This is a genomic window from Mycolicibacterium sp. 624 (genome assembly GCF_040548615.1).
Lineage (GTDB): Bacteria > Actinomycetota > Actinomycetes > Mycobacteriales > Mycobacteriaceae > Mycobacterium.
On record NZ_JBEPRZ010000003.1, the window covers coordinates 294,104 to 316,676 of the forward strand.

24 protein-coding genes are annotated in these 22,573 nt (G+C 67.1%); 9 read left to right on the plus strand and 15 right to left on the minus strand.

Annotated elements, in window-relative coordinates:
* Positions 1 to 6 precede the first annotated feature (6 nt).
* Genes ABIA65_RS14285 through ABIA65_RS14305 form a run of 5 tightly spaced genes read right to left on the minus strand, consistent with a single transcriptional unit; the run spans position 7 to position 5,167 of the window.
* Positions 7 to 996 carry an FAD binding domain-containing protein gene (locus ABIA65_RS14285; protein ID WP_354523940.1) on the minus strand — a complete coding sequence of 330 codons (990 nt, stop codon included), beginning with the start codon at positions 994 to 996 and terminating at the stop codon, positions 7 to 9.
* On the minus strand, positions 993 to 1,538 hold the full coding sequence (locus ABIA65_RS14290) for a (2Fe-2S)-binding protein (RefSeq protein WP_241405245.1): 546 nt from the start codon (positions 1,536 to 1,538) through the stop codon (positions 993 to 995). The genes ABIA65_RS14285 and ABIA65_RS14290 overlap by 4 nt, the downstream gene beginning before the upstream one ends.
* The gene (locus ABIA65_RS14295; protein ID WP_354523941.1) at positions 1,538 to 3,748 is read right to left on the minus strand and encodes a xanthine dehydrogenase family protein molybdopterin-binding subunit; all 2,211 of its coding nucleotides are present in this window, start codon (positions 3,746 to 3,748) and stop codon (positions 1,538 to 1,540) included. Before ABIA65_RS14295 ends, ABIA65_RS14290 begins: the two co-directional genes overlap by 1 nt.
* On the minus strand, positions 3,745 to 4,074 hold the full coding sequence (locus ABIA65_RS14300) for a hypothetical protein (protein ID WP_241405247.1): 330 nt from the start codon (positions 4,072 to 4,074) through the stop codon (positions 3,745 to 3,747). Before ABIA65_RS14300 ends, ABIA65_RS14295 begins: the two co-directional genes overlap by 4 nt.
* 28 nt (positions 4,075 to 4,102) lie before the next feature.
* On the minus strand, positions 4,103 to 5,167 hold the full coding sequence (locus tag ABIA65_RS14305; protein ID WP_354523942.1) for a cupin domain-containing protein: 1,065 nt from the start codon (positions 5,165 to 5,167) through the stop codon (positions 4,103 to 4,105).
* Positions 5,168 to 5,337: 170 nt separating this feature from the next.
* Here ABIA65_RS14305 and ABIA65_RS14310 point away from each other — a divergent pair, with 170 nt between their 5' ends.
* Positions 5,338 to 5,991, plus strand: coding sequence for a response regulator (locus ABIA65_RS14310; RefSeq protein ID WP_241405249.1), 654 nt, complete (start codon positions 5,338 to 5,340; stop codon positions 5,989 to 5,991).
* A gap of 4 nt (positions 5,992 to 5,995) precedes the next feature.
* Here ABIA65_RS14310 and ABIA65_RS14315 read toward each other — a convergent pair whose 3' ends face one another.
* Positions 5,996 to 6,355: a response regulator transcription factor gene (locus ABIA65_RS14315; protein WP_241405658.1), complete on the minus strand. Its 360-nt coding sequence runs from the start codon at positions 6,353 to 6,355 to the stop codon at positions 5,996 to 5,998.
* Positions 6,356 to 6,463: 108 nt separating this feature from the next.
* On the opposite strand from ABIA65_RS14315, the gene ABIA65_RS14320 reads away from it, so the two are divergent.
* The 3 genes from ABIA65_RS14320 (at position 6,464) to ABIA65_RS14330 (ending at position 9,645) form a co-directional block, all read left to right on the plus strand.
* On the plus strand, positions 6,464 to 8,020 hold the full coding sequence (locus ABIA65_RS14320) for a GAF domain-containing sensor histidine kinase (RefSeq protein ID WP_354523943.1): 1,557 nt from the start codon (positions 6,464 to 6,466) through the stop codon (positions 8,018 to 8,020).
* Positions 8,021 to 8,158: 138 nt separating this feature from the next.
* On the plus strand, positions 8,159 to 8,935 hold the full coding sequence (locus tag ABIA65_RS14325; protein WP_354523944.1) for an ArsR/SmtB family transcription factor: 777 nt from the start codon (positions 8,159 to 8,161) through the stop codon (positions 8,933 to 8,935).
* Positions 8,932 to 9,645, plus strand: coding sequence for a DUF899 domain-containing protein (locus tag ABIA65_RS14330; RefSeq protein ID WP_354523945.1), 714 nt, complete (start codon positions 8,932 to 8,934; stop codon positions 9,643 to 9,645). The genes ABIA65_RS14325 and ABIA65_RS14330 overlap by 4 nt, the downstream gene beginning before the upstream one ends.
* Here ABIA65_RS14330 and ABIA65_RS14335 read toward each other — a convergent pair.
* The 3 genes from ABIA65_RS14335 to ABIA65_RS14345 form a co-directional block, all read right to left on the minus strand.
* Positions 9,642 to 11,102, minus strand: coding sequence for an amidase (locus ABIA65_RS14335; protein WP_354523946.1), 1,461 nt, complete (start codon positions 11,100 to 11,102; stop codon positions 9,642 to 9,644). The two genes, ABIA65_RS14330 and ABIA65_RS14335, sit on opposite strands and share 4 nt — an antisense overlap.
* A 61-nt stretch (positions 11,103 to 11,163) precedes the next feature.
* Positions 11,164 to 12,201, minus strand: a complete 1,038-nt coding sequence (locus ABIA65_RS14340) for a TerC family protein (RefSeq protein ID WP_354523947.1) — start codon at positions 12,199 to 12,201, stop codon at positions 11,164 to 11,166.
* A 175-nt stretch (positions 12,202 to 12,376) separates the two neighbouring features.
* Positions 12,377 to 12,649 (minus strand): hypothetical protein, encoded by a 273-nt coding sequence (locus ABIA65_RS14345; protein ID WP_354523948.1) that lies wholly within the window; start codon positions 12,647 to 12,649, stop codon positions 12,377 to 12,379.
* 85 nt (positions 12,650 to 12,734) lie between these two features.
* Here ABIA65_RS14345 and ABIA65_RS14350 point away from each other — a divergent pair, with 85 nt between their 5' ends.
* Both ABIA65_RS14350 and ABIA65_RS14355 read left to right on the plus strand, forming a co-directional pair.
* Complete coding sequence (locus ABIA65_RS14350; RefSeq protein ID WP_241405659.1) at positions 12,735 to 13,148, plus strand: VOC family protein; 414 nt, start codon at positions 12,735 to 12,737, stop codon at positions 13,146 to 13,148.
* Positions 13,149 to 13,320: 172 nt separating this feature from the next.
* The gene (locus tag ABIA65_RS14355) at positions 13,321 to 14,853 is read left to right on the plus strand and encodes an HNH endonuclease signature motif containing protein (RefSeq protein ID WP_354523949.1); all 1,533 of its coding nucleotides are present in this window, start codon (positions 13,321 to 13,323) and stop codon (positions 14,851 to 14,853) included.
* A 455-nt stretch (positions 14,854 to 15,308) separates the two neighbouring features.
* Here ABIA65_RS14355 and yaaA read toward each other — a convergent pair whose 3' ends face one another.
* From yaaA to ABIA65_RS14375, 4 genes are read right to left on the minus strand one after another with little or no spacing between them, the layout of a single operon-like run.
* Positions 15,309 to 16,055: a peroxide stress protein YaaA gene (gene yaaA / locus ABIA65_RS14360; protein WP_354523950.1), complete on the minus strand. Its 747-nt coding sequence runs from the start codon at positions 16,053 to 16,055 to the stop codon at positions 15,309 to 15,311.
* A 26-nt stretch (positions 16,056 to 16,081) separates the two neighbouring features.
* Positions 16,082 to 17,218, minus strand: a complete 1,137-nt coding sequence (locus ABIA65_RS14365; RefSeq protein ID WP_241405258.1) for an alkaline phosphatase family protein — start codon at positions 17,216 to 17,218, stop codon at positions 16,082 to 16,084.
* The gene (locus ABIA65_RS14370; RefSeq protein WP_354523951.1) at positions 17,215 to 17,808 is read right to left on the minus strand and encodes a class I SAM-dependent DNA methyltransferase; all 594 of its coding nucleotides are present in this window, start codon (positions 17,806 to 17,808) and stop codon (positions 17,215 to 17,217) included. The genes ABIA65_RS14365 and ABIA65_RS14370 overlap by 4 nt, the downstream gene beginning before the upstream one ends.
* Before the next feature lie 16 nt (positions 17,809 to 17,824).
* A complete protein-coding gene (locus ABIA65_RS14375) occupies positions 17,825 to 18,265 on the minus strand; it encodes a QcrA and Rieske domain-containing protein (protein WP_354523952.1) in 441 nt (146 codons plus the stop codon).
* A 330-nt stretch (positions 18,266 to 18,595) separates the two neighbouring features.
* On the opposite strand from ABIA65_RS14375, the gene ABIA65_RS14380 reads away from it, so the two are divergent.
* Together ABIA65_RS14380 and ABIA65_RS14385 are read left to right on the plus strand one after the other, a co-directional pair.
* The gene (locus ABIA65_RS14380; RefSeq protein ID WP_354523953.1) at positions 18,596 to 19,840 is read left to right on the plus strand and encodes an acyltransferase family protein; all 1,245 of its coding nucleotides are present in this window, start codon (positions 18,596 to 18,598) and stop codon (positions 19,838 to 19,840) included.
* Positions 19,837 to 20,562, plus strand: a complete 726-nt coding sequence (locus ABIA65_RS14385; RefSeq protein WP_502919565.1) for an Rv0518 family GDSL lipase — start codon at positions 19,837 to 19,839, stop codon at positions 20,560 to 20,562. The genes ABIA65_RS14380 and ABIA65_RS14385 overlap by 4 nt, the downstream gene beginning before the upstream one ends.
* A gap of 16 nt (positions 20,563 to 20,578) precedes the next feature.
* Here the strand turns inward: ABIA65_RS14385 and ABIA65_RS14390 are convergent, their stop codons facing one another.
* Positions 20,579 to 21,406, minus strand: a complete 828-nt coding sequence (locus ABIA65_RS14390) for an aminoglycoside phosphotransferase family protein (protein ID WP_354523955.1) — start codon at positions 21,404 to 21,406, stop codon at positions 20,579 to 20,581.
* Between the two features lie 68 nt (positions 21,407 to 21,474).
* Between ABIA65_RS14390 and ABIA65_RS14395 the strand changes: the two genes are divergently transcribed.
* Positions 21,475 to 21,903 (plus strand): PPOX class F420-dependent oxidoreductase, encoded by a 429-nt coding sequence (locus tag ABIA65_RS14395; protein ID WP_354523956.1) that lies wholly within the window; start codon positions 21,475 to 21,477, stop codon positions 21,901 to 21,903.
* Between the two features lie 30 nt (positions 21,904 to 21,933).
* Here ABIA65_RS14395 and ABIA65_RS14400 read toward each other — a convergent pair whose 3' ends face one another.
* Positions 21,934 to 22,524, minus strand: coding sequence for a hypothetical protein (locus ABIA65_RS14400; RefSeq protein ID WP_241405265.1), 591 nt, complete (start codon positions 22,522 to 22,524; stop codon positions 21,934 to 21,936).
* Between the last annotated feature and the right edge of the window lie 49 nt (positions 22,525 to 22,573).

A 22,573-nucleotide genomic window follows, 5' to 3' on the forward strand; every position in this document is an offset into this window, starting at 1 on the left:
GCAGGGTCAGACCGGCAAATCCGCCGCGACCGTCAACGCCCTGACCACCGCATGCTTGCCGAGGTCGACTTTGAAGCCGTTCTGGCGCAGCGGTCGGGCGCCCGCCAGTGCCAGCCGGGCCGCACGCCGGAAGACCTCCCGACCTGGCGGTCTGCCGACGAGCGCGGCCTCGGCGTCACCGGTACGCCATGGCATGGCGGCCACCCCGCCAAGGGCCAGCCCGGCCGACCGGATCACGCCGTCAGTGACCTCGAGACCCACCGCGACCGAGACCAGGGCGAACGCATAACTGTGTCGGTCACGAACCTTCAAGTACCAGCTGTGGTCGGCATACCTCGACGGCGGGAGCCCAACCCCGACGATCAGTTCGGCTGGCGCCAAGGTGTTGTCGCGGCCGGGGTCTGCGCCGGGGAGGGTGAAGAACCGCTGCACCGGAATCACCCGCGCACCGCCGGGGCCCCTGACGTGCACCGTGGCATCGAGGATCGTCAGCGCCACTGCCATGTCCGACGGGTGCACGGCGACACAGGATCCGTCCGCGCCGAACAGTGCGTGTTCGCGGTTGAAGCCGTCCCGCGCCGCACAGCCCGTCCCGGGTGACCGCTTCTCGCAGGACGGGAATCCCGGGTCCATGAAGTAGGGGCAGCGCGTTCGCTGCATCAGGTTTCCGCCGACCGTGGCCATGTTGCGCAGTTGTGTGGTCGCACCGGACAGGATCGCCTGCGACAACACCGGGTAGCGGGTCCGGATCAACGCGTGGTTGGCGACCGCGGTGTTGGTGGCGCCGGCGCCGATCAGGACACCGCCGTCAGCTGTGGTGGTGATGTCCGTCAGCCCGAGCCGGCCGATGTCGATCAGCACGTCGGGTGTCTCGACGCCGGTCTTCATCAGGTCCAGCAGATTGGTGCCGCCCGCGTAGTATCGACCACCGGTCGTGGCCGCGGTGCGGATCGCATCGTCGACGCTATCGGCGTGACCGAACGCGAACGGCTTCACGGCGCGCCTGCCACATCGGCGATCGCGGCGACGATGTTGGCTTGGGCCCCGCACCGACAGATGTTGCCCGCCATACGTTCCCTGATCTCGTCATGCGTCAGCGCGACCTCGCCCCGCAACGCTGCACACCGCCCGCGCTCGAACGATGCTGTGGACAGGTCACCTCGAGCGTGCTCGCGCAGCAGTGCCTGCGCTGAGGTCACCTGACCCGAAGTGCAGTAGCCGCACTGGAATCCGTCGTGTTCGATGAAAGCCCTCTGGATGGGGGACAGGTCGTCAGCGTCGGCTGCTGCCTCAATGGTGCGGACGTCGCGCCCGGTTACTGACATCGCCAGGGTGAGGCAGCTGAGCACCCGCTCACCGTCGACGGTGACCGTGCAGGCGCCGCACAGTCCGTGATCGCAGCCCTTCTTGGTGCCGGTCAGGTGCAGTCGTTCGCGAAGCAGGTCCAACAGGGTCTGCCTGACGTCAATGGCGATCCGGCGCCGAACGTCATTGACGACGAGTTCGACTGTGGTGCAGGTTGACTGTTCCGTACTCATCAGGACACTCCCGTATCGAAGGGGGTCATCAGGGCTTCCACCGTGATGGGAAGGTCACGCAGCCGCCGCCCGGTGGCGTGATGTATCGCGTTCGCGATCGCAGCGGGTACACCGCACGTGCCGATCTCACCGATGCCCCGCACCCCGATGGGGTCGAGTGCGAGATCGGGAACGTCGATGAAGCCGATGTCGAACTCGGGCACGTCGGCATGCGTCGGCAGGTAGTACTCGCCGATGGGTTGTGCAGTGTGAGGGTCGTGGGGCAGGCGTTCCATGAGCGCCATGCCCAGGCCGAACAGGATGCCGCCCATCACCTGGTTACGCGCCAGCTTGGGGTTGAGCACGCGCCCGCAGTCCATCACCGCGACCCAGCGCGTCACGGTGGCACGGCCGATGTCCTCGTCGACCTCGACCTCGCAGAAGTGGGCGCCGAACGACTGCGACACCGGGCCGTCTGCGGTGGGCCCGGCACTGTCGACGGTGAAGGTCAGCCGCTCCAGCAGGGCCGTCCCACCCTCGCGGATCAGCTCGATGACGGACGGAGTGTCGACGCCGGCGCGATCACCGAACCACTCGTCGAGCCGGAGTCGCCACTGGGTACCCGCCGCGTGGACGGCGGATCCCACGGTGGCGGTGGTCTGCGACGCGCCGCTGTAGGGCGCATGCGGAAACAGCGAGTCGCCCGAGTCGAAGGCCACGGCGGCCAGTGGGAGGCCCGCGGCGTCGGCGGCGACCTGACACATCACGGTGCGAACGCCGGTGCCCACCTCATGGGTCGCCGATGCGAACCGGACGATCCCGTCGGCGGTCGTTGTGACGCGGCAGGCCGCTGGCATGCGTCTACCGGGATAGGTGGCAGTGGCCATGCCCCAACCGATCTGAACACCGTTCCGTCGCAGACTGCGCGGTTCCATTGGCCGGCTGTGCCAGCCGAAGCGCTCGGCACCCTGCTGGTAGCACTCGCGCAGGTGCTTTCCCGACCACGGCCGCCCGCTCGCCTGATCCAGCTCCGGGTCATTGCGCAGACGCAGCGCGACGGGATCCAGGCCGGTCGCGTAGGCCAGTTCGTCCATCGCGACCTCGAGCGCGAACAGACCAGGGGCCTCGCCGGGCCCGCGCATGAAACATGGTGTGGGGGAGTTGATCCGCGCCACGGTGTGCGATACGGCCAGGCGCGGCGACTGGTAGAGGAATCGCGACGAGAGGCCGACGGGTTCGCAGAAGTGCGCGACGGTCGAGGTCTCGGTCAGGGTGTGGTGTTCGGTGCTGACGATGGCACCACCGTGCTCGGCCACCAGGGACAGGCGCTGCTCGGTCCTGGGCCGATGCCCGGTCGAGGTGAACATCTGGCCGCGTGTGAGCACCAGTTTGACCGGCTGTCCGACCTCGCGGGCCGCGACGGCGCACAGCGCCGCGTGCATCCACAGGAAGCTCTTGGACCCGAAGGCGCCGCCCACCAGGGGCGCCAGGACTCTGATGTTGTGCTCGGGCATGTCCAGGTATGCGGCGAGCGCCGCCCGCTCGCCGGTGATCCACCGGGTGGTGTCGTGCACGGTGAGCACGTCGCCGTCCCAGTGCGCCGTGGTTGCGGCCAGTTCGATCGGGTAATGGGCGTTGACCGGGGTGGAGAACCGCGCCGAGACCCGAACACCGTCCGCTGGTTCGCGATCGGGACCGCGGTGGTCCTGAAGCCTCTCGTCGGCGAGCTTGACGAAGTGGTCGGGTCGGTAGACGCCGTGCCGGACCCACCCGTTTCCGTCGTCGGGCGTAACCGGTTGGGAGAGCACCTGGCTCGCCGACATGTGCGCGGGCAGGCTCTCGTAGTCGACGTTGATCAGTGAGGCCCCGTGCGTGGCGTTCTCGAGCGTGTCCGCGACGACGACGGCGATGTGCTGTCCGACGTGCTGCACGGTGAGGTCGGCCAGCGGCGGCCGGCGTTCCAGCGGCAGGTCATCGCTCATCTCCCGCGGCGGCGGCTTCAGCGGCGGGCAGTTCAGCGGGGTGATGACACGCAGGACACCAGGTGCCGCGGAGGCGAGTCTGGTCACCGCACGCAGCGACTCCGCGAGCACCCGACCGCGCGGGATCGTGGACTGCACCAGAACGGCATGTGCGACGTTCGGCACCACGACGTCAGCGGTGTAGACCGCTGTGCCGGTGACCTTGTCGTGGCCCTCGACCCGGCTGACCGGGCGGCCGACCGCCGTCACGCCGACACGTCGAGGGTTGCGTCCGCGAGCAATTCGTAGCGCAGCTGTCCGATGAAGTCACGAAAGACGGCGTGGCCCAGCATCTCCGCGGTGGCCAAGCGCCTATCGGGCACCGGGAACGTCGCCGTCCACACCACCAGGACGCGACCGGTCTCGATGACATCGAAAACCTCGATAGCCGCGGTGTAGCTGAGCGGCTCACCGTCAGTGCCCGGGCTTTGCGCCAAGACACGGTCGCGGTGGGACAACTCGGACAGCGACGCGACGATGGTCGGCATATCTCCCGACGCCACGTCGAGTTCCCTTCGCCAGCACATGCTTGACATCGGTCTCTCCCGTCCTGCGCCAGTGGTTTCAGTGCTCGCCGACGCCGTGTGCGTCAACCGGATTGCTACGTCCGACGATCAGCGGGTCGGCCGGTGTGAAGGGGAAGTCGGGCAGGTCCTCGACGTGGGTGTTGAACGCAGCTGCCAGGACCTCGCGAGAGTAGGCACTGGCCGAGGCGCGGTAGCCGATATCGGCCGGGAACGGCTGATCGAAGAAGATCAGGAAGTGCCAGTCGTCCGTGCCGACGTTCTCGATGTGGTGCGGGTAGGCCCGCGGGATGAAGTACATGTCCCCGGTGGTGAGATTCCAGGTGTCCAGCGTGCCATCGGGATTCATGACGGTCATCCGGGCGTCGCCGTGCTGCACGTAGCCCATCTCGGCGGTAACGGGGTGCCAGTGCGGCTCGCGCATGCCGACCTCGGTGACGCGCAGCGAGTACATCGAGATGTCCTTGAGCACCGGCCAGAATTGGTCCCTGGCGAATCGTGCGTTACCGCTGACGTAGTTCAATCCCGGGGCCTGGGCCTCGATATCGAACTTGTGCGGATCGTTGAAGTACGCGCCGGCCGGGATCTGTGGATCGCCCATGCGGGCGGCCAGTTTGCGATCGGTTGTGCTGCGGCGGATCTTGGCGAAGTCGGCGGCGGGCAGGTCATAGGTGTTGCCCAGCACGGCGTCGGTGAAGGCGCCGAAAGTGGCACCGAGACCGAAGTCCTCGGGGCGCTCGTTGCGGAAGGCGATGATGAACTCCGCGATGTCGTCGCCGATGTTCTCGATGTGATGCAGGGACCCGGACGCGGCATGGAACATCTGCCCGGCCGTGATGATGAAGGTGGAGAACCGACTGCCGTCGTCGAGGACGGACACGAGAGCGGTTCCGGACACGCAATAGGTGAGTTCATTGGCGTTGGCGTGCCAGTGCGGTGTGCGCATCGCGCCGGGGTTGAGGAGCACCCGCTTGATCGACAGGTTCTTGAGGATCGGAAGATTGTCGGCGGTCACGCGGCGCATGGAGCCCAGTTCGGACTCCTCGACGACCTCGCCGTCGAGCAGGGAGGCGGAGTGAGTGTTGCGTGCGAGCGAGAGGGTCATGTCGTGCTCCTCGGCGGGGTCGAAGGGCCTTCGGTGATCTGGTGTGGATGACACTTCTCTCTCGCCGGCCAGGTGTCGACGGGGCTGTCCGCCATGCCCATGGAGGTTTTCCCTCCATTCGGCCTACCGGCTAGCAGGTAGCTCCGCGGTTGCGATGAGAGAATCGCGTGGTGAATGCCGTACGCGTGGTTGTCGCCGATGACGACGTCCTGCTTCGTGAGGGTGTGACGAGTCTTCTGCAGCGGTCGGGTTTCGATGTGGTGGGTCAGGCCGGTGACGGGGCTCAACTTCTCGATCTGGTCCGAGAGACCCAGCCCGGGCTGGTCCTTGTTGATATCCGGATGCCGCCGACGCACAGCACCGAGGGCCTCGACGCGGCGCGGGCGATCCGCGAGGAGTGGCCGGACATCGCCATTCTGGTGCTGTCGGCTCACGTCGACGTCGAGCACGCAATGGAGCTGCTCGCCGGGGGCCACTCGATTGGCTACCTGCTGAAGACGCGCGTCACCGACGTCGCCGACTTCATCGAGACAGTCGGGCGTATCGCCAACGGTGCATCCGTGGTGGATCCGGCGCTGGTGGCCGAGCTGGTGTCGGCGCGGCGCAGAGACGACCCCCTGGCCGCACTGAGTACCCGGGAACGCGAGGTCCTCGTGCTGATGGCGGAGGGGTTGTCCAACGCCGGAATCGGTCGTCGGATCTGGGTGACCGAGGGAACGGTCGAGAAGCACGTCCGCAGCATTCTGACCAAACTCGACCTGCCGGAGACGGGCAATGACCATCGGCGCGTGCGCGCCGTGATCATGTATCTCGACTCGCTCTAGGCAGCTACCCCCGCGTGGCCACCAGGTCGCGAATGGCGTCGGGAGAGAGCGCGAACTTGGGCAGGAAGCCAATCGCCGGGCTAGCCGCGATCATGTCGAGGAAATCCTGCTCGGAATGCGTCGAGATGAGGATCACAGACGGCGACGGCGTGGTGGCCTGACACAACTGGACGACGAGGTCGAATCCGCTCTCCACGCCGAGGTCGACGTCGACCAGCGTGACATCGGGGCTCAGTTGCCGGAATCGGGTCAGGGCGTCGGCCCCATTGCTCGCCATACCGACGACCTCGATCCCCGCACGCTCGAGCATCTTGCTCGCGGCATCGCGGAAGTTGGCGCTGTCATCGACGATCAGGCAGCGCACGTTTGACGTCCCGGAAACCACATGGAACGAGTCTCCCAGCTGTTTGATCCGGCGTCATTGAGGCTAGCTGGAACTCCCACTGGAGCCGACCCACTAGCATCCCGTTGGATGACAGAGCGACCGGTAACCGACGACAGCCGGCGCTCGTTTCGCAGCCGGCTGCTTGCCCTCGTGTTGAGCCCCACCGCGCGGCCCCTGGGCTGGGGCATCCTCGTCGCGGTCGGTTTCATCGTCGCCGAGGTGATTCTGGTCCTCCAACTCAAGCGGGTGGCGCCGGAGAACGCGTTCGGCGCGGTGTTCCTGCTCGGCGTGTTGGTGGTCTCGGCGGGGTGGAACTTCGGACTGGCGTTGGCGACGTCCCTGGCGAGTGCTGCGGTCTATGCGTACTTCCACCTGGAGGGCAGCGACAGCCTGGCGCCCGCGCTGTTCATCTTCCTGCCGCTGGCGCTGCTTGTGAACGTTCTGGCGGGCCAGGCTCGGCTGCGCGCGACCGAGTCCGAGGAGCGTCGTCGCGAAGCCGATGCCCTCGCCCGCCAGCAGGCGGCGCTGCGCCGGGTGGCCACACTTGTCGCAGGAGGTGCCGATCCATCGGCTGTGTATCCGGTTGCGGTCAACGAACTGGCCAGGGGACTGGGTGTCGAGCAGGTCACCCTGACCAGGTTCGAGCCGGGGGACCAGTGTGTGGTCCTCGCGGCGCACGACGCACCGGGAAAGCCGAAGCTCTCGGTCGGAGAACGGCTTTCACTCGATGGCGACAGCATCACGGGTCGGGTGCTCCGAACCGGGGTATCGGCTCGGATCGATGATTACACCGACGTCGAGGGTTCCATCGCCACCAGGCTGAGGGGACTTGGGCTGCGTTCCGGGGTGGGCTGCCCCGTCAACGTCAACGGTGAGCCGAGGTGCGCCCTCATCGTCGGCTCCGCCCACTCGGATGCGCTTCCGCCCGAAACCGAGGCTCGTATCGGCGATTTCGCCGATTTGGTGGGTATGGCCATCAACAACGCGGAGACGCGAGCCGAGCTGCAGGCGTCGCGGGCACGTATCGTCGCTGCCGCTGATCAGGCTCGCAGGGGCATTGAACGGGACCTGCACGACGGCGCGCAGCAGCGCATCGTCTCGCTCGGTCTCGGACTACGCGCGTTGGAGGCCTCGGTCCCCGACGATCAGGTCACAGTGCACAAGCAGATCGACAACCTGGTCAACGGCATGGCCGACCTGTACACCGAGCTGCAGGACCTCTCGCGCGGCATTCACCCCGCCATCCTTTCGAAGGGCGGGCTGGGCCCGGCCGTCAAGACCTTGGCGCGCCGGTCCACGGTGCCCGTCCGACTCAATCTCGCGGTGGATCGAAGGCTGCCCGAATCCATCGAGGTGGCGGGCTACTACGTGATCGCGGAGGCTCTCACCAACGTCGTCAAGCATGCCGACGCCAGAGAGGTGACGGTTCGCGTCGGCTTCGACGGCGACGATCTGCGACTTGAGGTGTCCGACGACGGTGTTGGCGGTGCCACCTCGGGCGGGGGCAGTGGCCTCATTGGGCTCAGGGACAGGGTGGAGGCGGTGTCTGGCCGGCTCGACGTGGTGAGCGCCGCGGGTTCGGGAACCACGGTGACGGCGCGAATCCCAGTTCCCGCCAATCTGATTGACGGCGCTGCGGGCTAGCGCTGACATCCCAGCGTCGGCGCACGCAGACAACTGGGAAATCCGGCCGACGAGTGCCACCCATTGACATGCAGCCAATCGGCTGCATAGGGTAGATATGCAGCCAACCGGCTGCATGTAAGGAAGCGAACGACGCGGATGGACGAGGTCTTCAAGGCGTTGGCAGATCCCAGCCGGCGCCGTCTGCTGGACAGCCTCAACGTCCGCGGCGGTCAGAGCCTGCGGGAGTTGTGCACTGGCCTGGCGATGGCCCGGCAATCGGTGAGCAAGCATCTGGCGGTGCTGGAAGGCGCCAACCTGGTCACGACGACGTGGCGGGGCCGGGAGAAGCTGCACTACCTCAACGCCGAGCCGATCAACGCCATCGCCGATCGGTGGATCAATCAATACGACCAGCCGCGGGTAAAGGCACTGGCCGACCTGAAGACGGCATTGGAGACAGAGAAGATGAGCGACACTCCGGAATTCGTGTACACGACCTACATCAAGACCACGCCCGAGAGACTCTGGCGGGCGATCACCGACCCCGTGTTCTCGCGAAACTACATGGGCCACGCGATCGAGTCGGACTGGACGAAGGGTTCCACCTACGCGTGGGTCGAGGGGGGAGTGCGGATCGAGCATCCCGAGCAGGTGATCCTCGAGTCAGACCCCTACCGCCGGCTGGCATTCACCTTCCACACCTTCGTCCCCGAGATCCGCGAGATCGCACCGAGCCTGACGGAGGCGACCATCGCCGAACTCGCTGCCGAGCGACGCTCGAGGGTGTCCTTCGACCTTGAGCAGGAGGGTGATCAGGTGAAGCTCACCGTGATTCACGACGATTTCGGTCCAGACAGCATGGTGCGGGGCCTGATCTCGCAGGGTTGGCCGCGCAAGCTCGCCGGTCTCAAGTCGGGGTTGGAGGAGCGGTGAGGCCGGCGATCGTCTCGCCGCAGGAGTGGGACGCCGCGCGCCAGGACCTGCTGGTGAGGGAGAAGGAAATGACCAGGGCGCGTGACGCGTTGGCTGCTCAACGCCGCCGGATGCCCTGGGTTCGGGTGGAGAAGCCCTACGCGTTCGACGGGCCGCGGGGCACGGTGGGCCTGCTGGACCTGTTCGATGGCCGACGACAGTTGATCGTCTACCGGGCATTCTTCGAACCGGGAGTGTTCGGCTGGCCGGAGCACGCCTGTCGGGGCTGTTCCATGGTCGCCGACCATGTCGGGAACCTCGGCCATCTGAATGCGCGGGACACGACGCTGGTCTACGCATCGCGGGCGCCCCAAGTGGATATCGCAGCGCTGAAGGATCGAATGGGTTGGCAGATGCCGTGGTTCACCCTCACCGACGACTTCGACACTGACTTCGGGGTCAAGGACTTTCACGGGCACAACGCCTTCATTCGCGATGGCGAGGACGTGTTCCGGACGTACTTCGTGGACAACCGTGGTGACGAGGCCATGGGTAGCACGTGGAGCTATCTCGACATCACCGCGCTCGGTCGCCAGGAGAACTGGGAGGACTCACCCGAGGGTTATCCGCAGACGCCGCCGTACGAGTGGTTGAACTGGCACGACGAGTACGGCACGGACCTGCCTGTGGCGCAGGGGTGGCTGGCACAGATCAACGCGCACGTCGACTAGGCGAGCCATCCCGGAGGGCGTCGATCGATCCACGGCGACGCCTGCTCGAGCTGGCGGGCGAGCTGAAGCAGGATCGTCTCGTCGGGCGCCATCAACTGCACGCCGATCGGCAGCCCCGTCGCGCTCATCCCGAGCGGTAGCGAGATCGCGGCCCAACCGGTGACGTTGGCGAGCGCGGTCCAGCCCGTCGTGGCGAACTCCACGTCGAAGAACCCCCTGGTGGTTCCACGCGGCTGATCGAGGAGCGCATATGGCGGTACCAACGTGAGCAACGTTGGCACCAGCAGCACGTCATGCCCAGACATGCCTGCGACGAAGCGTCGCGTCTGGTCATGCACGGCGTGGATCGCCCTGGCGTATGCCACACCGCTTGTCTCGAAGCCCTCGCGCACCATCACCCACGTGCTGGCCTCGAACTCGTCCTCGCGGGGTTCGCGACCGAGGTGCCCGGTGGCGAGGGCATGCAGTTCGGCATTGCTGACGGTGTGCAGCACCGCAATCGCGTCGGCCACCACGTCCGGATCGATTGTCGGCGCACCGGACGCGATGTGGTGCCCAAGATCGCTCAGCGTCGCGGCCACCGACTCGACCGCGGCGATGACTTCCGGATGGGTCGGCGACCCCGGGAATGGCGATCCGGTTGTGGTCAGAATCCGCTGTGGCGCAGGGGTTTCCGACATCGCCTGCAGGAACGGTGACCGCGGCAGCGGTGCCGTGTAGGGATCGCCAGGTGCAGACCCGGTCACGACATCCAACAACGCGGCACTGTCGCGCACCGTCCGCGTCAGCACATGCTCGTTGACGAGCCCCTCGAGCCCGTGGCCGCCGCCCGGCGCGAACGATGTTCGGCCCCGGCGCGGCTTGAGTCCGACGAGCCCGCAGCATGAGGCAGGCACACGGATCGAGCCGGTGCCGTCACCACCGGAGGCCGCGGGCACGACACCGGCGGCGACCGCAGCCGCAGAACCGCCACTGGACCCGCCGGGGCTGACATCCGGTGACCACGGGTTGACCGTCGGCCCGAACAGGGAGGGTTCGGTGGTGCAGTGGTTTCCCCACTCCGGCGTGTTGGTCTTGCCGAACACCACCAGACCAGCGTCCAGGTAGCGGTCCACGATCCACGCGGACTCGCCTGCCACGTGGGATCGCAACGCCCGCGAGCCCATCGCCTCGGGGGCGCCAGCGAGCGACGCCCCGAGATCCTTGAGCAGGAACGGCACCCCGGCCACCGGCCCCGCTGCCGCGTGCCGAAGCACCCCGGACTCGTCGAGCGCAGTCGCCTGTGCGCGACCCCGCTCGAACAGGTCGGTGATGACGGCATTGAGGGAGCGGGTCGCCTCGACGCGCAGGATCGCCGCGTCGAGCAGATCCGCCGCCCCCAACTCACCAGCCGCGACGAGCGAGGCCTGGTCGATCGCATCGATGGCCGACAATTCGACGGCCGAGTTCTGATTCATTGCCCCAGATCCTGGGGCCTGCCCCGGCCAACGGCAAGTCGATGCCGTTGGCCGGCGTCAGTTAGGCGGGCCGATCCGGTGTATCCGCCGAGGTCTCGGCGTCGGGGGCCGGGGACACCTTGGAGGCACCGTTCTTCTTGTCGATCACTCGTGTCTTGTAGAGGCTGGCAACGGTGGTGATCACCAGGGTCACGACGATGACGCCCAGGCTGGCCAGCGTCGGGATCTCGGGGACCGGCACATGCTCGCCGCCATTGATGAACGGCAGCTCGTTCTCGTGCAACGCGTGCAGGATCAGCTTCACGCCGATGAAGAACAGGATGAAGGCGAGCCCCTGCGACAGGTAGACCAGCCGCTTGAGCAGATCGCCCAGCAGGAAGTACAGCTGGCGCAGACCCATCAACGCGAACACGTTCGCGGTGAACACGATGTAGGGCTCCTGGGTGAGCCCGTAGATGGCGGGAATCGAGTCCAGCGCGAACAGCAGATCGGTGGTGCCCAATGCCACGATCACCAGGAACATGGGCGTCATCAGACGCTTGCCGTCCTCCTTGATCCACATCTTGAGGCCATCCCACTTGTCGGTGAGAGTCAGATGCTTGCGGGCGAAACGCACCACACCGTTCTCGGCGTCGTCATCGTGTTCGGTGTCGCGGGCCAGCTTGATTGCGGTGTACACCAGGAACGCGCCGAATGCGTAGAAGATCCAGGAGAACTGGTTGATCGCGACCGCGCCCAGCGCGATGAAGATGCCGCGGAAGATCAGCGCCAGGATGATGCCGATCAGCAGCGCCTGCTGCTGGAACTTCCTGGGCACGTTGAAGCTCGCCATGATGATCAGGAAGATGAACAGGTTGTCCACCGAGAGGCTGTACTCGGTGAGCCAGCCGGCGAAGAACTCCACCCCGAACTGACTGCCGTGGAAGTACCAGACCCATATCCCGAACAGCACTGCAAGACCGACGTAGAACGTCAGCGCTATCGCGCACTCACGGAATGTGGGTTCGTGAGGCCTGCGAGCGATGAAGATGATGTCGAATAGCAGCACTGCGAGCGTCACGCCAAGCGTGACGATCCATTCGATCTGGGTAACGTTCAAGAGCTTCCTCCGGTCGTCAAACACGGCTGAGGTCTCTGCCGCCGCAGAATGCGGCCCACGGCACCGGCTGTCCAAAGGTGGACAACGTGATGACGACACCGCGGCGAAGGAATACTCCCCTCAGCGATCAGTCTGTCAGAGGAACTCGGTCGTGGTGAAATTCGGGCAGCATTGGCTACTGCTCCGATGGCTCTGACCTGGAGGGTTTCGGGTTGCCGCGACTGGCCGCTGATGTGAGCCCCAGCGCGATGAACACGTCGAGCGCCGTGATGAACAGGCCCGCCCAGTACATCCACTTGATGGTCGGATCGGGCTGGGTGGCGAAGTAGACGATCAGGAAGATCGGACCGACGATGCCGCACACGAAGACGAACGCCTGTACGCGTAGGTAGCGCCAGAACGTCTCCACGCGATCTCCCGTCGTAAGCGTCAGCTGAATGGTCCCCATATATTGCCTGCGTGTCCGGGTTCGGGGGCGACAACAGTGGCTAGGCTCCGAACGGCACGCCCCCATGACCCGCGATACCGAAGAGGTGACCGTGAACCTTGACCTGCTGACACCGACCGTAGAGATCGGACTCGTCACGACCGACCTCGACCCGATGGTCGCGTTCTACGAGGACTTCCTCGGCCTCGAGTTGCAGGGTGAGATTGAGTTCGCCGACGGACGGCAACGGCGATATGCGTTGGGGGCGAGCGTGATCAAGCTGGTCACCTACAACACGCCCCCTGCGCAACCGGTGATGCCCGGTGGCGGTAAGGCTCAGGCGGGGATGCGCTACCTCACCATCGGGGTGACCAACCTGCGCGAGACGGCCGCAAAGATCGAGGCGGCGGGCTATCAGGTCGTGGAACCGCCCACCGAGTTCGAACCGGTCCCCGGGATGGGCTGGATGTTCATCGCCGATCCCGACGGTAACTCGATCGAACTGTTCGGGACGCTCTGAGTCGCGTTCGATGCCGGGGACCGGCGCTCGGGCCAACTAGCATGGGGCTCTGACATTCTCGGCGGTTGATCACCGAGTTATCCACAGTGGCGTTTTCATCCACAGATGCCGATTTCGGTGCTGGCGCGTGTCCCGCACTGCGACTATTTTCGAATATGTGTTCGATGAATTCGTGTCAGTCGCAACCCGGGCCTCTGGTGGTGAGGCCGTGGCAGCGTGGGCGCGGGTCGAGTCCGCGGCCTGTGCACGGCGCCTGAGCGCCATGGTGGCGATACTCGACGTCCGCCAGTCCGCCGACGACTCCGCCTCGCGGGAACAGTGGTACTTGGACAACTGGGGAGCGGTCTGCGCCGAGATCGGTGCCGCCCAACAGATCACCTCCGCGGCGGCGTCGAATCAACTGCTGGTCGCGACATCGCTGCGCGACCGGCTGCCGAGGGTCGCGGCGGCCTTCTCCCAGGGCCAGCTGTCCTACCAGCTGGTGTCCACCGCGGTGTGGCGTACTGCCCTGATCAAGGATGCCGACGCCTTGCGTGCCGTTGACGCCGATCTGGCTGACGCGCTGACCGACTGGCCGCCGATGTCGAAGGAAAGGACGGTGGACGCGATCGACGTGTTCGTCGACCGCCACGACCCGCATGCGCTGCGCCGCACGCAGACACGGGCGCGCTCCCGCGGTGTCGACATCGACGTCGATGACGCCTCCGGTATCGCGACACTGTGGGGCGAGCTGTTCGCCCACGATGCCAAGGCACTGGGCCGGCGTCTCGATGGGCTGGCCGACACCGTGTGCGGGCGGGACCCCCGCACCCTCGATCAGCGTCGCGCCGACGCCCTCGGTGCACTGGCCACCGGAGCGGATCGGCTGACCTGCCTGTGCGATGACCCCGACTGCGCCGCCGCCGCACCGGTCCGCAGTTCGGCAGTGGTCTACGTCATCACCCGCGACGACACCCTCACCGACCAGGATGACGTGACAGCGCGCCAGGACGCCGCTCTCGACGGCGAGCAGCCGCGCATGTTCGACAAGCCTGTGCGCGAACTGACCCTGGCTGAGGCGCTCACCGACACTGACCCCGGCGAGTTGGCGGCCACCGCACCCGGAGTGATGATCGACGGGCCCGTTCTGGCCGGCCCAATCATCCGCCGCCTGGCCCTGACCGCTGCGATCAAACACGTCCTGCACCCCGGGACCGCACCTCCGGAACCCCGTTACGTGCCGTCGATGGCACTGGCGGACTTCGTGCGCTGCCGCGACCTGACGTGCCGGTTCCCGGGCTGCGACGAACCGGCCACTGCCTGCGACCTCGACCACACGATTCCGTACCCTGTCGGGCCCACGTGTGCATCGAACCTGAAGTGCCTGTGCCGAAAACATCACCTGCTCAAAACCTTCTGGAGCGGTCAAGGCGGCTGGCACGACCGCCAAGACCCCGACGGCGCCGTCGTCTGGACCGCGCCCGACGGTCAGACCTACCGCACCTGCCCGGGCGGCAGCTCGCTGTTCCCCGAACTGAGCGCCCCGACCGCACCCGTCGCCGCCAGCATCACGCGCATGACGCCGCACGCAACGGCCCCGGGTAGCGGGCTCACCATGCCCCGACGCGGCACCTCCCGTGCCCGTGCACATCGCATCGACGATGAACGCCGGCTCAACGAAACCGACCCGCAGTGTCAGCCCGCTGGCGCGGCACCACCCTTCTGACCAGCCGTGATCTGCGCTTTTACGCCACGGGCAGAGGCGTATTCTGGACGCACGGGTCGTGAACGTTGGTCTGCCGTCCAGCACAACGACGACATACCGGCTTCCTGGTACCGCGCGTCAACACCCTGTCTTGTCTCGGAGGCAGCGGCGACGAGCAGGAAGGAGACCAAAGGTGAATTTGAGGAGAACCGCGGCGACAGCAATGATCGCCGGTGCGCTTGGCGCTGCCTCCATTGGACTCGGAACAGGCTTGGCACAGGCTGATCCCGGTTGGGGTCCGGACATTCCATGGATTCCGGGCCCGGGAGACTGGGTTGACTGGGATCCGGGGGTCAATTGGGGCTCGCCCGGACAGGTCAAGAAGTGGTGCCCCTGGCAGTCCCCGCCCGGTCACTGGATCGGCGGTCCGCACGGGATTCCGTGCACCTAGGCGCGAGTCTCCCTGCGACGCTGCACTAACCGGTAATCACGACCGTTAGCGCGTTGCCGCTGCGTTCCACCTGCATGCCTGCGCGTTTGGCCACCGCCGCCACCTTCGCCGCATCGTCGGGCTCGGACCTGGAGCTGACGAGTGCACGCGCCAACCGCCCCTTGTGGGCCTTGTTGAAGTGGCTCACCACGACGCGGCTTCCGTCGGGGCGTTCCGACACCACGTCGACCGTGACTGCACCGGGCACCCGCGCCAGCGCCGCGTACGCGCCGGAGCGCAGATCGACGATCAGTTCATCGAGCGCCAGCGCGGCGAGTACGGGCTCCAGGACAGGTTTCCATCGGGCCGCCAAGGACGGCCGACCGGGCAACTTCGACCCGGCCGACAACCGATAGGCGGGAACTGCGTCGTCGGCGCGCAACAACCCGAACAGCGCAGAGCCCACCGCCAGTCGCGCTCGCGCCCTCGACGCCGTTGCCCCACTGAGGGATTCGACATCCAGGGCGTCGTAGAGAACGCCGGTGTAGCGATTGATCGCGGGCATGGTGCCCGCGGTGAGCAGGGCCGCGTTGCGGTCGATCTCGGCATCTTGGGCCGCCGAGATACCCAGGGCCTTTCGGCAGGTCGGCCGATCGGCCGCCAGGGCGACGAGTTCGCCCATCAACTCCGACCGCAGCGGGCCCAACTCTGGCGAGCCCAACGTCTCGAGGCGAAGTGGCGGCCCATCGCCGCCGTCACGTTTGGTCTCCGAAGGCGGCAGCAGGACGATCACGGGCGTTGAGGTTAACGGAGTGGGGATCAGCCATGCGCAAGCAGCAGTGGCACGCGCTGCTCGGCAGACGTCAGCGATCCGTGGTGGCCGATGAGCGAGGACTCGATGGGTTCCACGGTACGGCGCACCATCGCCGCCGAATCCCGGGCGGCCGCCACCACGTCACCGATCCGCATGCGCGTCTCATCGGATACCCGTGCGCCGAACCACCCGGCCGCGATCGCCTCGTCCCGCGACACCACCCACGCACGATCCGCGAGCGTCTCCTGCCACGCGGCGAGGACCGCGTCCGCGGCACCGGCGGCGGTGTAGACGTGGCGGGCGCGGGCCTCACCTCCGATGTCGGCGACACCGTCGAGCAGCAGGGGAGAGGCGTCGAGGTCGACGACACCGGCCGCGTCGACCGCGACCATGCCGTGATCGGCGACCACGGCGAGCAGACCGCCGGGCGGCAGGGTCTCCACCACCGACGCGACCAGGCGATCGACCTGCTGCAGCTGCGCGCGCCACGCATCAGACCCCGGGCCGTACAGGTGTCCCAACAGATCGAGGTCGGCGTGATAGCCGTAGCAGAAGCCGCCATCGGCGACGACGGCGCGCACACTGGCGGCGAGGTCACCGATCGCATGAACACCGACGTAGCGGCCGCCGCGCAGGACGGCGCGGGTCAGCCCGGAGTCGGCGAACTTCGCCGCGGAGATCACGCTGACGGCAAACCCGGCCGACGCGGCCCGCTCAAATGTGGTCGGAAGCGGTTGCACCCGTTCGGGTTCGACCGTCGCCCGTAGGTCGTCTCCCCACGGGTGGGGCCGCCAGCTCAGAGCGTTGACGACACCGGTTCCGGGCAGCAGGAAGCTATATCCGACGATGCCGTGCTCACCGGACCTGCAGCCGGTGCCGACTGCGGCAAGACCCGCCGCGGTGGTGGACGGAAACCCGACGCTGATCGTCTGCCCCCGAAGTCCGGCCAGCACGGGTGCGTCGCCGGCGTGGGCGGCCAGCAGCTCGGCGCCGAGCCCGTCGATCAGCAGCACGCAGGCGCCGGAGACGTCACCCGGGAGCGCGATCGGGCTGGAGAAACCGGGCGCACCCATCGCGGTGAGAACCGCGGGAACCACATCACTGAGGTGCGCGAGATCCGGATCAGGAGACGGCAGCGTCATGACCGGCTCCTGGCGTGCACCGTCACCGCGTAGTCGCCTCCGGTGAACGGGTCGCGATTCCAGGTGGACCACCGGGCCACGGGCTGCAGACCCGCTGCCTCGGCGAGTTCGTCGTAGCGCTGCAGCGACAACCGGTCCGGCAGGATCTGAAAGCCAGCGACCAGAATCCCGCCGTCGACCAACCGCCCCGCGGCCGCCGCGAGGACGGCCCCCTCTGAGCCCGGGTCGACGAAGATCATCACATTGCCGGCGAGCACAACCAGGTCGAAGCGCTCGTCGGTGACCGCCGCCAGATCGGCGAGATCGGCCTGCAGCCAGCGGAGTTCGGGGGCCTTGTCGCGGGCGGTCGACAGCATGGCTGGGTCAACGTCGACACCGGTGACGCGGTAACCGCGGGTCGCCAGCTCGATCGCAACCCGACCCGTCCCGCAACCCGCGTCGAGCACGCGCGTGCCGCCCGCCTCGTGCAGCAGAGCGTCGACGAGGTCAGCCTCACCGTGGATGCTGCGGCCCTGTGCGGCCAGCGTTCGCCAGCGAGCGTCGTAATCGTCGCCCCGCGGCGCGTCCGAGTTCTGCCATCGGGTGGTCATCGCGCCATCCTCGCATTCAGCCGGCGAGGATCGCGTCCCCCTTTATCGACACGGTCTTGCGCTCCAGCGGCTCGACTGCCGGACCACTCACGACCGCACCCTCGAGATCGAACCGGCTGCCATGGCACGGGCAGACGATATTCGCGTCGATCACCTCCGACACATTGCATCCGCGGTGCGGGCAGACCGACGAGAAGCCGTTGAAAGTCCCTGCGGTCGGTTGGGTGAGAACGAACTCGTCGACGATGATCCCGGACCCGACGGGCACATCGGACGTCTTCGCCAGCGGGGCGTCGGCGGCCGGTGAGCCCTCGCCTCCCGCTGGGGCCGAACCCGTTGACGACTCGGCGGATTTGTTGTCGGCAGTGGCGCAGCCGGCGAGTGCGGTCGCGGCGAGGCCGAGGCCCGTACCGACGATCACGGTGCGGCGAGGTTGTCGAATCTCGTCCAGCGGCATGGAGGCCTCTTTCGTCGTTTGGCTGTGAGCCGATTGTGTACCCGTGCGCGCGGGGCGGCGCCGTGTTGAAGGAAAGTGATTTCGCTGTACTGGTGCATGTCTTTTCGTCCGGGCAGGCGCTCACCCGAAGCGGCGTTTGCTGGCGAGCGCCGGTGGCGTCGGGGTCTGCCACACACAGGAATCGCACAGTGTCGCGCTCACCCAAACGACTCCGGCACGCTGCTACCCTGCGATGGCTGCCGGTTGCCTGGTCGCCCCCGAGGGGTGGACCGCCCGGTGGCGTGACGCAAGGGCGCGAACGAAAAGCTGAAGTGATACGGAAAGAGTGTTGTGCGCAGCGGTGAGATCAAGGCTTTAACCGGCCTGCGGATCGTCGCCGCGGTGTGGGTGGTGCTCTTTCACTTTCGGCCGCTGCTGGGGGAGGCCGCACCGGATTTCGCCGCTGCGCTGGCTCCGCTGTTTGACGCCGGCGCGCAAGGCGTCGACCTCTTCTTCATCCTCAGTGGATTCGTGCTGACCTGGACGTACCTGGACAGGATGGGCCGTACCTGGTCCATGCGGGCCACACTTCGGTTCCTGTGGTTGCGCCTGGCTCGGGTGTGGCCGATTTACCTCGTCACACTGCATCTCGCAGCCCTGTGGATCATCTTCACGCTCAATGTCGGCCATGTGCCATCGGAGAACGTCGACACGTTGACGGCGACGAGCTACATTCGCCAACTGTTCTTGGTCCAGCTGTGGTACCAGCCGTTCTTCGACGGGACGAGCTGGAACGGCCCTGCCTGGTCGATCAGCGCCGAGTGGCTGGCCTACCTGTTGTTCGCGGGCATCGCCCTGGTGGTGTTCCGGATGGCACGGGCGACGCGGGCGCGCGGCCTGCTGCTGCTGGCGTTCGCTGCGTCCCTGCCACCGGTGATGCTGCTTCTGGCCTCCGGCGAGTTCTACACGCCATGGAGCTGGTTGCCGCGCATCGTCATGCAGTTCACCGCGGGCGCGCTGGCATGTGCCGCTGTCCGCAAGCTCAGACCCACCGACCGCACCCGCCAGGCCGTCGGCTACGCGTCAATCGTCCTGATCGCCGTGATCGTCGGCGCGCTGTACTACTTCAGCACCCATCCGGTGGCGACGGTTCGGGATGCGGGCGGGCTCATCGACGTGTTGTTCCTGCCGCTGGTGGTGGCCCTGTCCATAGGGGCGGGCAGCCTGCCGCGGCTGCTGTCCACGCGGGTGCTGGTCTACCTCGGCCAGATCTCGTTCGCCCTCTACATGGTGCACGAACTCATCCACACGGCCTGGACCTGGGCGGCCAAGCAGTTCGAGATCACCCTCACCGGTGGCGCTGGGAAGCTCATCGTCGTGGGGCTGATCGCGGCGGCCATCGCGTTCTCGAGCCTGATGTATCACCTGGTCGAAGAGCCCGCGCGACGATGGATGCGCCGGATGGTCGACGTCAGGGAAGTTGCCGCGGACACCCGCGGCGATGAGGGGAAGGGCCCGTCGAGCGGCGGCAGACTGCATCCGGTCGACACCGCGCACGACACACGATCCGAGGCCTTGTCGGCCCGCGCCGGATGAACTGGAGGATAGCTGTGGGTCGTGTCGCCGCTGCCGTCGTGGCGCTCGTCGTCATCTCCGGTGCGTTGCTCACGCCGAGTTCGACATCGTCCCAAAACGCGCCGCCGCACCACGTGCTGCTCACTCGGGAGTCGCCGCTCTACAGCGTGGCGGTGGTGGGTGATTCCTACACCACCGGGAGCACCGAGGGGGGCAATGGAGCGCAGGGCTGGACGGCGCTGACCTGGCAGAAGCTCGCACGCCGGGGTCAGGATGTGGATCCTAACGTCGCCGCCGAGGGGCGCGCGGGTTACGTCGTGCGCGGCTACAACGGCAACGTGTTCGGCGACCTGACACCGCGCGCCGTCACGGCCAACGACGTACTGGTCGTGTTCTTCGGGTCGCGAAACGACCAGGGGGCCGACCCGTTGGCGCTTGCCGGGATGACGCAGGATGCCTTCGCGCAGGCTCACCGCATCGCTCCGCGGGCGAACCTGCTGGTGATCGGACCGCCGTGGCCCACCACCGACGTGCCCCAGGCAGTGCTTCAGATTCGCGACGTCCTGCGCTTCACGGCGAGCATGGCCGGCGCGACCTTCGTCGACCCGATCGCCGAGCAGTGGTTCGTTGGCCGCCCTGACCTCATCGGCGCCGACGGCGTACATCCCACCGACGCCGGACACGCCTACATGGCGGAGAGGATCGCGCCCCTCATCAGCGCGCAGTTGCCGCGCGGGGTGTGAATCGGAACCGCGGGTGTCAGCCCTGCACGGCCTTGGCGATGGCCACGCATCGGGTCACCAATGCCGGATCTGGTTCTACGGCAGTCAGACCTACCATCGCCTCGCGTACGGCACGCACCACCACCCAGTCCCGCGCCCGCTCGTCGTCCAGACCTGCGGCGTCCACCACGGCGAAGAATCGTCGGCGGATGCCGCCGCGGGTATCACCGGCGAGTTCGTCCCACCGGTTCCAGAGCATCGGTGCGACCTCGAAGTGGGGGTCGCCGTTGATCGGGCTGGGACTGATCGACAGCCACGGCTCACGATCGGCGGCCAGGACGTTCGCATAGTGCAGGTCGCCGTGCACAAGCGTGGCACTGGTCGAGCCGTCCGAGGAGAAGTCCCGTTCGAGCGCAATGGCCTGCTCGACCAACCGGCGAGGGATGGGCGCACTGCGCGGGAGCGCGCTGAGGTCCTCGGTCCAGCTCGCGACCATGTCGGCGAGGTCGGGCAGCTGCGGCATCGCCGGCACATGGAGCCGCCCGTATAGCGACGCGACAACCTCGCATGCCTCGATGTCCCAGAGATCGTCGAGGTTCCGGTTGTGCAGGCGCTCTAGCAGCACCGCTCGCCGGTGCGGATCGGCCCGCATCAACAACACCGCACCATTGCCGCCCCAGCGGCGTAGCGCTAGGTGCTCCAGCGCGGGAGTGGTTGCGGGAAGGGCGATCTTGAGCACGGCGGGCACGCGGTCCGACGTGTGGACGGGCACCGTCACCGAACCATGGCCATGGGCTACCGGGCCGTCGACCACCAGATCCCACGACTCCAGGGTGTCGCTCACCAGCCTGGGTAGGTCGATCACCGCGTCATCGTCGCACCCCGCACCCGCGCGGCGGGAATGGCTGTCAGCCCTGGCACGTTGCGATGGGCATGCCCGAACCCTTTGACCCTCGTGACCTGCTGGCCGAGAGTGGCCTGGGGGTCCTGGCCACTATCAAGGCCGACGGGATGCCGCAGCTGTCGCCGGTGACGCCGTTCTACGACCGCGACGCCGACGTCGTCTACGTGTCGATGACCGAAGGGCGCGCCAAGACAGTCAACCTCCGCCGCGATCCGCGGGCCGCACTCGAGGTCACGAGCCGTGACGGTTGGTCGTGGGCCACCGCCGAGGGCACGGTGACACTCACCGGGCCCGGCACCGACCCGCATGGTCCCGAGGTCGGGGCGTTGGTGGACTACTACCGGGCCGCGGCCGGTGAGCATCCCGACTGGGACGAGTACCGATCGGTCATGGTGTCGGACCGCAGAGTCCTGATGAAACTGGCCGTCACCCGCGTGTACGGCGAGCGGATCCGCTGAGCCCGCACCGCGCTCGCACCCCTGGATGGGTCAGCGGGGCTGCCGAGGTATCGGTGCGACGCTCAGCGGCGCACGGGTGACTGGTGTGCGGGTGACACCGATCTCGGGTTTCCCATCGGGCCGCGATGGTCTGGACCGCGGCCACTGTCCATTTCGGTTGGCCGGCGGATTGAGTTTCTCGGCCGTCGGACGCGGCGCCGGGGGAGGCGGCGGAGCGACCTCGATGGGCTCCCCCCGGCTCATCGGGGGCAGTGGGCTGGCGGGCGCGGGCTCGCCGGTTGGCGACACAGCGGGGGAGTCATCACCCGGACTCCGGAGCACACCGATGATGCCCCACGCCGCGACTGCGAGGATCAGAGCCACAGCCAACACCGGGAACAGCCGCCTGGTCTGGTACCAAGGTCGATTCCGATAGCCACCCGCCAACGCGCTGATACCTGACAGCACTGTGACATTCGGGTCACCGACTCTCGCCGAACCGAATCCGGGTGGGTAGTCCCGGTCATCGGGCGCGCGGTCGTGGGAATCGTCACGATCGCCGTCGGGGAGCGGGCGTGGTGTCATCAACGCCTCATCGGCGGCTCGCTGGATGACTCTGCGTTCCGTCATCCAACCCGTCATCGGCTCAGAGTAACCGGCTGTCGCTGAGGCGATGGCAGTCGCTGCTCGC